Here is a 10,351-nt window from a genome sequence, read left to right on the forward strand (position 1 = left end):
GCGTTCATCCTGAGCCAGGATCAAACTCTCCGTGTTGTTGAGTTCTTTTTTGGCTTTAGTCAAGTTCTTTCCACTCAGCACAAAGGCTGGTTTTTTTTCCCTTGACTTTTTTCTCGTTGTTTGCGATATTGAGTATCAGCTCTCGCTTTTACTCTCAATCTTAATTTTTTGACGAGGTTAATAGTGCTTTAAGCTTTCAAACTATTCTTTTTTCTAGGTTCAGTTTTTTGCCTTTAGTTGGCGGTTCAGTGAACCGCTTCTCTTCTGGCGCTTTATTAATGTATCAACTCTCCCCAGAGTTGTCAAGCGTTTTGCGAAAATATTTTTGAGTTTTTTTTGAAGCCATACACCGTCAGGGTTTTGGCTCTTAACCGTCGCTCGACCATCCCCTGGCTGACTCCTCTTTATGGCTTGGGGCTGCTTCTTGACCCCAAATACGGTTTTTGGCCGGGCTGTGTCATCAAGGGTATTTAAAATCTTTCAGAACTCAAAGATCGTGAGACTTACTCAGAACTCAGGCTTTTGTGAGAATGTGAGGCTGCAGGGCGCGGTTTACTATTACACAATTTGGTAGTTGCTGAATCTGAGTCCTCGATAATTAGTCTCTGCCTTCGCTGGACTTGAATCAGGGAACGTTGGGTCTGCAATTGACGCGATGAACCCACGCGTACAAGTCCTTTTATACAAAATTTCACAAAAAAATAAGCACCACAGGGTACGATCCTGTAACCCACCTTACTCCATAGCCTTTGGGGGAAGATCCCAAAGCCAATGCTTAGATCGATCGCCCGCAACGACACTCTCATTAATTAGGGCAACCCCCAAACACCGACCGTTACCCCTGTTATCAGCCTTGGACGATCGATGGCTAGTTAGTCTCCTCAACATCTACATCTACATCTAAAAAGTGCAAGTGACTCTCTTCCTCAGTATTGACAGCAATCACCAAACCTCTATTCCCCCAAGGAGCGATCGCCCGGGGTGAGGGGGGGCTGCTAAAATTCCCTACTTGAATCCCTTGACTGTTTAACACTTCTATCTGCCCCCCAACATCTGCCAATACCCATCCCCAATTAGCCACACAAGCAGACACGGGCAAACTTTCAAGGGGGATTCGCGCTACCTTGAGCGGCCACAATTTCATCAACAGCACCGCCGCTTTACCACCTTGGGGAATTCCCAGCAAAGTATAAGGCTCAGGTGTCAACAGGATCTGTCCGACGCTGGCAGACAACCGCACAGAACCCACCGGCGTGCCGCGCCGAGTGTAAACTCTAAAAATAGTTTGGGGATTTTTTGGTTCGTTGTCCGGCCAAACTGCTAAGACGTGTCGCCGATCCAAAAAAATTAATTCTGGTAAATAGTGTTCTGGTAACGGCACAGTAGCGATCAAGTTCAGGGCTTTTTCCCCATCACCCGCAGTGCTGTTTCCCCCTAAAGAATAAAAACGCAGTTCGCCGGGAACGGCTACTGTCAACCAGTTGCCGTGAGAGTCAACAGCAGCTTTTAAAGCATCTGGACCTTGCCTAAAACCCATATCCAGCAGGCACTGAGGTTCCCAAGAGCGATTATTGAGCCAGTAAAGTTTTTGCGGAGTGAGAACGCAGCAGCCGTGGGAAACAGGTAAAATGCCGCGCACGATTTCCGGCATTAATGAAATAGAAATAGACATTTCTCCTGTAACTAGCTGTTTTCCCGGCTGAGACCAAACCTTCACCTCTGTACCTACAGCAGCATAGAGATACGTTTCAGTGGCAATTAAAGCGGTCAACGGTGCAGGAAGTATCAGTGGCTTTGGCTGCGAAAGCGAATAGCGCACAGTCCGAAGTAAATTAATAGCCGACTGTGATGCTTTTTCCTCTTCAAACTCCAGTAAAGACTCAGTTTCCGACTTCAGACTTTTATAACCACTGGTTGTGGGATTTTCCCAGGGGATAATGCAGTCGCCCAATTGTCTGACAGCGGGGTCGTACATGATCAGCCGCAGAGCTTGAGCCATTTGGGAAGCACTGGCAAAACGGCGGGCTGGCAGCTTTTCTAAAGATTTTTTGACTATTGCTTGCAAAGGTTCGGGGATGGCGTCTGGAAATTGCAAGCGTTGATTCAGGTGCGCCCACCTCAAGTCTCCGGGGGTTCCCCCGAAAGGGCGGTAGCCCATTAGCAATTCAAACAGCAGAATTCCTACTGCATATATATCTGACATCGGGGAAAAAAGACCGTAAAACCGCTCAGGGGCCATGTAAGCGGGGGAACCGACGGTAGCGTCGGGAGAAATTTCTTGGTGGAGGCGAGTGGTACCAATTTCTGGCAGCCGACGCGCGATGCCAAAGTCAGAAAGCCGGGGCGACCAACCTTTTGCTCCTAAAGTTAGGAGGATATTTTCGGGTTTGATGTCGCAGTGAACTACGCCTCGGCGGTGGGCGTAGTCTAAGCCTGCTAAAACTTCCATGACTAGCTGCAAACCTTCGAGCAGACGCAAGGGGCGGTCTTGTTTGAGCAGGTTGCGAAGGGTTCCTCCCTCGCAGTAGTCCATAACCAAGTACCTGCCTGTAGCTGTGTGTTCTAGAGCTCGGCAGGTAACAATGTTCGGGTGCTGCAAGGTGATCAGAAACCACAGCTCTCGCAAGAATTCGCTAGTTGGGGCTTTTTGATGACTAAGTTCTTTGAGAGCAACCAGTTGGCTGGTGAGGCGAGAGTCCTGGGCGGGAGCTTCTCGAACGCTGGCACAAAAGACTCGACCAAATTGTCCTTGTCCGACTAGCCCTAAAATGCGGTACTTAGAATGTTGCATCGGTCTAATTATAGAAAAAGCTTGAGCTAGTATTAAAATATGTAAATAATTCTGACAAAAATTCAAATTTTTGAATTGCTCGCCAGGTACAGCCTATGTTATCTCAGGTTCATTCTCAGTCTCCTTGAGAGCGATCGCACAGTCGCACCTACTAAAATCCTTGAGTTTCGGAATCACTATCACTATCAATCTTGCCAGATTAGGGTGCCAGATATGGAACTACCTGTGGCTGCTATTTTAGTCGATCGCAACTATTACAGTTTTTTCAAGACAGTCAAGGAACAATCTAAGGTTTTAGCTTTTCAAGGCTAAGCTTGGGAATCGGGACGACGGAACACCGATGACCAACACAGAAGCACGGTTATGCAATCGGGGTTAGAAAGCCAGAAGCCGATGCTATGGTCAAGGTATCTTAACCTTTTTGAGTGTTAGCCTAATTTTTATGGGCTATGAATATGTTGATCCTACTTGCTAAATACTGAAATTGACAGGAACAAAAATCAATATGGTTAAAATTATTAAACTAGATCCTATTGCGGAGGAAATGGCAGTCGAAACCCGATCGAATATCCTGTCTGCCTTACTTTCCAAAGACTTAGACGTTCTCAAGGAATGCGGGGGGCGGGGAATGTGCGCTACCTGCCACGTTTACATTAAAGAAGGCATGGAAGGCTTGTCTGACATGAACCGCCGCGAGAGGAGGACGTTGGAAGTCATTACTACAGCTAAAGCCAATTCGCGACTGGCTTGTCAGGCTCAAATTATGGGCGAGGGTGTGGTTGTACAGTTGCCTGCGGGGATGTACATTAATGCTATTGAAAATGTCGAAGCTCTGATCGGCCGTCGGGCCCAGCAAGATTTATTACACCCAATTACGGGTAAAGTAGTTGTAGAATCGGGAAAGTTAATTACTCGTTCGATCGTTACACAGCTTAATGAAACCCGCTTCCAAGTAGGACAGTATTTAGTTCGGACTAAAGAAGCTTAAAACTGATATGTTTGTATTTTAGTAGTAGAGCAAAATCTATGTTGAGCCAACTTGCGCGTTTGAGCACGGAAGCAGACGGACGCTACGCCAGTGCTGAAGAACTCCTATTTTTGAAAGACTACTTTCAGTCTTTGAATCACCGGATCAGTGCTTATAAAAAAATTCAAGCGTCTGAAGCAGAAATTATGCAACAAGTGGAAGCACAAATGCAGTCTCTCGACCCTAATTTATTTCGCCGGGGGACTCAAGATGTGACCCAAAAGTGCCGTGGAGATATTGTGCAGGTGTTGAGGCATTCGGCTGCTGCAATGTTGATTGACGATAATGAACGGTTGCGCGATCGGCTCCTGCTTTGGTTGCAAACTATTTTAGGCGCTGTTCAAGTTCGCAATACTGCGACCGTGACCTACGACGTAATGAAAAAGGTACTCAAACAATATCTCACTGTGGAAGAAAGGAACTTATTTTTTCCGATTCTGGACAACAACCGCACTTTACTCGGCAAATAATCAAGGGGGTTGACAGGTTAATGGCGATAAACTGTGCCGTTAGGAAGAGTGGCTCCAATCAACTGCACTCCCCTCAAATCCGCCTCCGTGAGAATGGCTCCCCGGAGGTTGGCTCCTGTCAAGTCAGCTTTCTGCAAGTTGGCTTTACTCAGGTTAGCTTTGCTCAAGTCAATTTCCTGCAGGCAAGAATTAGAAAGGTCGGCCTTGATCAGATAGGCTAGGCTCAAGTTGGCTTTGCTGAGGTTAGCCCCGCTCAATTTAGCTTCCATCAGATAAGCACCGCTCAAGTTGGCTTCGTTCAACAATGCCTCTGCCATATTAATTCCAGTTAAAAGTTTGCGGCTTAAGTCTACACCGCTGAGGTCGGCCCCGCTGAGGTTGATACCGCTTAAATGGCAGCCATTCAAAGTAATATTTCTCAGGTAGGTTTTGCTCAGGTCTGCTTTGCACAAATTGGCTCTATCCAAGCAAGCTTCGCTGAGGTCTGATTCGCTCAAGCACGCGCCGTTTAAATAGGCTTGAGTGAAGTTAGTTCGCCTGAGGTTAGCTTGCAACAGCTTGGCTTTGCTGAGGTTAGCACGGGTTAAGTTGGCTCCGGCTAGGTTGGCTTTGAACAATTCAGCTCCGGTGAGCTGTGCTTCGGTCAAGTCTGCCTCTTTAAGACTCGCTAAACTTAAGCAGGCATCTTTGAAATTGACCCCGTTGAGATTGGCTTTAATCAGATAAGCTTTACTTAGATTTGCCTCGCTGAGAACGGCTTTTGTAAGGTTGGCGGCGCTCAGATCTGCACCTGCGAGATTAGCCTTGGGGAGAATTGCTCCGGTCAGATTTGCCCAATTCAGGTGACATCCGGCGAGGTTGGCGCCGGTGAGGTTGGCTCCGCTGAGATTGGCGCCGCTGAGACTTGCTGCCATGAGGTTGGCGCCGGTGAGATTGGCTCCGCTGAGATCAGCTTTGCTGAGGTTGGCTCGACTCAGATGGGCTTTGGTGAGGTCTGCACCGCTGAGGTTAGCACCGATTAAGTAGGGTCGTTGCTGGTGTTGGTTGAGGTTTGCCATGATTAGAGTTGGGGCATCGCTGGAACGGTATAAATCGATCGGACTCAAGACAATGCCGCGCAGATTTGCCAGTCTAAAATCTCTTTCGCCGGCTGCATATCGATTTAGAAGTTCGTTGGCGTCCATTAAGTTCTAGCAAAATGTTTTAGGTTGTGATTGCTTTTAAATTTTATAAGTTTCTAGGATAAGTTATGAATTGTCTAGCTCCTAGTTATAATCTGGTTTTCTTTAAATAGCTAAAATAAGATTTTCCAACTCTTTAGCTTTTTTATCATTTAACTCACAGTTTTGATGATGGTGGATTAAATGGCTGGGTAGCCATCGATTTGACAGCTATTAGTTTGTTGCTAATAGCTGTCACAAAAGTCAATTTTTTTGGGAAAGTTGACTGATAATAGCTTCGTGTTCTTGTCCTTCTTCGAGGAAAATATCTGCTGGTTGGAGGCGATCGCGCAGCCCTAAAATAAAGCGATTGCAGTCCGAACCCAAGGATTCGCACGAGGTTTGCAGGCAGTGGAGTTCTCGACCTGTAAGCTGACTAAAGAACGAACTTAAAATACCTGCTTCTAGAAAACAGGCTGGCTGCTTAGACTTGGGGGCTGTTTTTGCAAAAAGAGAGTTAGCAGTTTTTACTATTAAAAATCCCTGTTCGGAATAGCTGGGGTCCAGTTCAAGTGTTCCCCATCCGTGAGTTTTCCAGCACTGTTGCAAGGACTGAAGAAATTGTACCATTTCCATTTCAGAAACTGGCTGACCGTAGTATTCGCTGACTTCTTCGCAAAAACGCACGTAGAAGTTTTTACCCCACCAACGACCGCAGTTGAAAAGCACGAGGCGGGAGGCTTGACCAGTTTCTTTTTCTAAGCCGATATAAATCGCTTGAATCAGTGTTTCTGGGAGCGCTATGAGTCGATCGCCCCGGCGGTTTTCGAGCAAGCCGAGTTCGAGGTCACCTCGGACGTAGGCATCGCTGGCAAAGTAGTTTCCAGGGAGTCGGGGCTGTTTGAGCAAGTCGGCAATATTAATCATCGGGAATTAGGAATTGGGAATTGGGAATTGGGAATTTGCTTATTATTTATTACCTTGGTCAATCACAATTGACTGCGCTTGGTCTAAAAATGGCTGTAATATAGCCCTGGCTTGCTCGGAAAGCAGTTCTTTTAAACGAGTTTGCAGCAGATCGCAAACAGTTGCTTCGAGCTTTTGAGTTTGGTGGGCTTCGACTATGCCGGAAAGCCAATCTAGGAGGCGCTGTTCTAGAAAATTTCGATCGTTCAGCAGCATAGCCATAGCGCAATACCGCAATACTAACACCCAGTGTTTGAGCGATCGTTCTAAGGTTTCTTGTTTTTCGTCGGGGAATGTTTCTTGTAGCTTGTCTGCTACTGGTTGGAAGATGCTTGCTTCCTTATCTCGCAAAAATTCGTAAATTTTTAAGCGCTGGGCAAGAGTTGCAGCTTGACGCTTAAAAGCTATGAGTTCTTCGCCTTTTAAAAAGCGGTTTTCTGCCTGATCCAGCAGCGCCTCAATCTCAGGGTGCATGATTTTAATTAAGTGGTAATCGGTAATTGATATAAAGAAGGAAGTTCGGCAACGAGCAGTGTACGGGATTTAACCGATTTAACGGAGGGATTTTGAGAGAGGAGATATGAAAGATGAGAGATGAGGGATTGCCATATTTTTTGTTTTTCATTTCCCACACAGATTAAAACAGGTCGAATAGATCATCAATGGTGACTTCTGCTGGTTCAGAAATAGAAATTACTGGCAAGGGTGGCGGTAGAGGTAGGGCGCCTACTTCGGGAATTCCTTCCCAAGAAATAGCTTGAAAAAAGTCTGCTACTGGCTGGGTTAAAGTCATAACTTGACCGGGGGCCGAGCCATTTGGGGTTTCTAAAGGTTTTCCCAACCAATTATAGTGACCAAAGAAGTCTTGGACAGACTTGTCCAACCATGAAGTTTGACTTTTCATCTTTCTTCCTGCCTGGAGAGGCCCACCATCGCACTATCGATCGCGAAATTAGTGGGAGGAAAGGCAGGGCAGGGGATGTGCCTTTCCACGTTGTTGTTTACCGCAATATTTCACCGTGTTGCAGTCGAGTTTGAATATCGCGGGCGTTGGCACCTTCGTTTAGCCAGAATGCTGCTGCATCAATTTTATCAGGGTTGCCGAGCAGGAACTTGCAATATGTTTCTCCCATTGAGTAACATTGGAGTTCTATGCAGCTCAGAGGCTTTTTGACTAGAGATCCGAAGAAACCGGCGAACAAACCGGCATATAGGTGACAAACCGGTTTGCCTACGTCGCCCAAAGTGCGAGCAACTGCTGAGTCAAAGATATTGATGAAGATGCAGCCGTGTTTGCGATCGCTCATGTCAACTTCCCAGCGACCCCAACCTTGAGCAGTGAAAGGCCACCACCAAGTTTCTAGCAGAAACAGGAGATTTGACTGGCGGATGTTCTGGTTAAATTCGGCACTAAACCATTTTTGAAAAAATTCAGAATCTTGCAGCCCCCAATGGCAACCAATAGTATACATTATGACAGAGGAAGCCGGGCCTACTTCTTCTTCGAGTCCCTCCACCAAACCGATAATGAAGTCTTCGCTGGTAAAAATGTTGCGCGACTTATTCCAGTCGTTAATTGTACCTATTTGGTTATCGAAGGAAAAAAAATCCTGGAACCTATAGTGGCTGTGAGTTTTAGGATGCTTTTGCTTCAGTAGCGATTCGCTGGGGGCGGAGATTTCTTTTTGGGCGATAGAGATCATTGGCGGGTTATTCCTTTTTGGTCTAGTTTTCAGAAAAAAAGAGTCAAATAGACTGACCTGTGTATCCAATTTAACGTCATTTTTCTAAAGGCAGACACAGGGTATAATTTTTTACTGCAATATAAATATTTTAAATTGTAGGATGCTAAATTTGGGCGCTTGTTGGGACTTTGGCCTTCGGACAACTGGTATCTGACTGCGGGCGAAAGTGGGTATAACCTTAAACGGCTATGTGTTATCGTTTTGTGCAAGCTGTCCACTATATATATAGGGCATATGGAGATGAAACATCACGCTTGTATTGCAATAGGCATCAATCAATATCAGTTACTCCAGCCTTTGAGTTATGCCCAAGAGGATGCAGAGGCACTGTACGGTTTTTTGACTGAGGAGGCGGGTTTTGCGCCGGATGGATGTCTGCTCATGACCGATAGCTCGCCGTCGTTGTGGGGTCAATCTACATATCCGAATCGGGAAAATATTCTGAGGTTGACTCAAAGCCTCTGCGCTGAACATCTGCAACATGGAGATTTACTCTGGTGTTTTTTTAGCGGCTACGGTGTCAGCTATGAAGGCAAGGATTATTTGATGCCGGTTGATGGCAATCCGGCTGACATTCCGGGTACCGGGATTCCGGTAGAGTTGCTGTTGAATACTCTCAAAAACGCTCCTACCGAAACAGTGTTGGTGCTGGTTGATATGAACCGCAGCCAGACTGTGAAAGCGGGGGACACGATCGGCTCTCAAACGGCCGAGCTGGCGCGGGAACTGGAAATTCCGACTGTGCTTTCTTGCCGCCCGAATCAAGTTTCGCGGGAAACTTCGGCTTTGCGTCAGGGGTTTTTTACAACGGCGCTTTTGGAGGGGCTGCGCTCGGGACAGTGCATGACCCTTAAGGGTTTAGACCGTTTTTTGAGCGATCGGCTGCCGGAGCTGTGCGACCACCATTTGCGTCCTAAACAAGAACCTTTGATGGTGGTGAATCCTCCAGGAAAGGCTAATTTGGTGATTTTGCCGGATGCTTCTGGAGTGCAAACTGCTGTATTGGCAGGACGCAATGGCAATATGGCGGTTAATACGGCTGATGGGTTCGATCGCCCGGAAATGGCGACGGCTACGGCTCGAATGGATCTGCCTCCGGCAGTTCGCAACGCTCAGGATTCGTCGGTTGAGATGCCGCCTGTGTCGCAGCCGAGTGCTGTGGGCGCTGCCGATCGGGGGGGCGATCGACCGAACTTGCAAAAGCCGGAGAATGAGGATAACGGCGGGTCGGATAAGTCTTTTTTGCAACAGCTAATTTTGTGGAGTTCTGCTACGGCTTTGGTGCTGCTGTTGGGTGTTTTTCTGACGAACAAATCAATTTTTATCGGTCAGCAGGAAGGAGATCCCCGATCTGCTGCTGAAAATGGCCAAAACTCTGGATCTCAAAAATCTGCTGGTGCTGGGGTGTCGGAGAACCAACCGCGGGCGGTGCAAGCAGGAACTGGAACCAAGCAGCCGCCCTCAAGCCAGCAGGTGTGGGCTGAGGCGAAAACTTTTCTCAAGGATGGTTCGGTTTCTAGTTTTAATAAGGCGGTGGCTAAGGCTCGAACGATTCCCGCTAGCGATCCGCTTTACCCGCAGGCTCAGCAGGATATTGAGCGCTGGAGTTTAACGATTTTGGATATAGCTAACGGGCGGGCTACTCGGGGCGATTTCCAGGGAGCGATCGGGGCGGCTAAATTGATGCCGGATGTCAATAAGCCTGTTTACAATCAGTCGAAAGAGGCGATCGCTCAGTGGGAGGAGCTATCCAAAGACCAGAACGTAAATGTTGCTTTGCTATCGGCTGCTAAGGGTCAAATTAAGCGGGGGGTTGCCTCTTCTTACAGTCAAGGCATCCAGCAAGCTAATAAAATTGAGCCCGGTCAGCCGAAGTATGAAGAAGCTCAGCAGTTGATTGGAGAGTGGAGCGAAAGTATTCTCAAAATTGCTCAGTTGCGCGGCTCTCAAGGAAAGCTGAAAGAGGCAGTTGAAGCTGCTTCGCTTGTGCCGTCGGGTACTAAGAGCTATCAGCAGGCTCAGAAGAATATCGCCAATTGGAAAACTAAGCTGCAAGGCCAGAAAAAAGGTTGATTTAGTTGATAATTTCCCGGTTTTCCACCGGGAAATTATCTTAGGAATGAAAAATAAATAAGTTGATGACTTATCGGTTATAATCAAAAAAGTGTGAGATGACAATTTTCACTCCTACA

General features: G+C 47.0%; 9 protein-coding genes. 3 read left to right on the forward strand and 6 right to left on the reverse strand.

Annotation, left to right across the window (positions count from 1 at the left end; genetic code table 11):
* Positions 1-868 precede the first annotated feature (868 nt).
* Complete coding sequence (locus tag QUA13_RS29865; RefSeq protein ID WP_333204392.1) at positions 869-2,791, reverse strand: serine/threonine-protein kinase; 1,923 nt, start codon at positions 2,789-2,791, stop codon at positions 869-871.
* A gap of 505 nt (positions 2,792-3,296) precedes the next feature.
* Here QUA13_RS29865 and QUA13_RS29870 point away from each other — a divergent pair.
* Positions 3,297-3,779, forward strand: a complete 483-nt coding sequence (locus tag QUA13_RS29870; RefSeq protein ID WP_172192644.1) for a 2Fe-2S iron-sulfur cluster-binding protein — start codon at positions 3,297-3,299, stop codon at positions 3,777-3,779.
* Positions 3,780-3,817: 38 nt separating this feature from the next.
* Positions 3,818-4,288, forward strand: a complete 471-nt coding sequence (locus tag QUA13_RS29875) for a phycobilisome protein (protein ID WP_333204394.1) — start codon at positions 3,818-3,820, stop codon at positions 4,286-4,288.
* A gap of 17 nt (positions 4,289-4,305) precedes the next feature.
* Here the strand turns inward: QUA13_RS29875 and QUA13_RS29880 are convergent, their stop codons facing one another.
* From QUA13_RS29880 to QUA13_RS29900, 5 genes are all read right to left on the reverse strand, one after another.
* On the reverse strand, positions 4,306-5,472 hold the full coding sequence (locus QUA13_RS29880; protein WP_333204396.1) for a pentapeptide repeat-containing protein: 1,167 nt from the start codon (positions 5,470-5,472) through the stop codon (positions 4,306-4,308).
* Between the two features lie 240 nt (positions 5,473-5,712).
* Positions 5,713-6,375: a V4R domain-containing protein gene (locus QUA13_RS29885; RefSeq protein WP_333191145.1), complete on the reverse strand. Its 663-nt coding sequence runs from the start codon at positions 6,373-6,375 to the stop codon at positions 5,713-5,715.
* Positions 6,376-6,417: 42 nt separating this feature from the next.
* Entirely contained in the window at positions 6,418-6,888 is a 471-nt protein-coding gene (locus QUA13_RS29890; protein WP_333191146.1) for a phycobilisome protein, read from the reverse strand.
* Positions 6,889-7,051: 163 nt separating this feature from the next.
* Positions 7,052-7,318, reverse strand: coding sequence for a hypothetical protein (locus tag QUA13_RS29895; RefSeq protein WP_333204398.1), 267 nt, complete (start codon positions 7,316-7,318; stop codon positions 7,052-7,054).
* Positions 7,319-7,415: 97 nt separating this feature from the next.
* Positions 7,416-8,117, reverse strand: coding sequence for a V4R domain-containing protein (locus QUA13_RS29900; RefSeq protein ID WP_333191148.1), 702 nt, complete (start codon positions 8,115-8,117; stop codon positions 7,416-7,418).
* A gap of 282 nt (positions 8,118-8,399) precedes the next feature.
* Between QUA13_RS29900 and QUA13_RS29905 the strand changes: the two genes are divergently transcribed.
* On the forward strand, positions 8,400-10,232 hold the full coding sequence (locus QUA13_RS29905; protein WP_333204400.1) for a peptidase C14: 1,833 nt from the start codon (positions 8,400-8,402) through the stop codon (positions 10,230-10,232).
* Positions 10,233-10,351: the final 119 nt, after the last annotated feature.

The sequence above is a fragment of the Microcoleus sp. S28C3 genome (assembly GCF_036700785.1).
Taxonomy (GTDB): domain Bacteria; phylum Cyanobacteriota; class Cyanobacteriia; order Cyanobacteriales; family Microcoleaceae; genus Microcoleus; species Microcoleus asticus.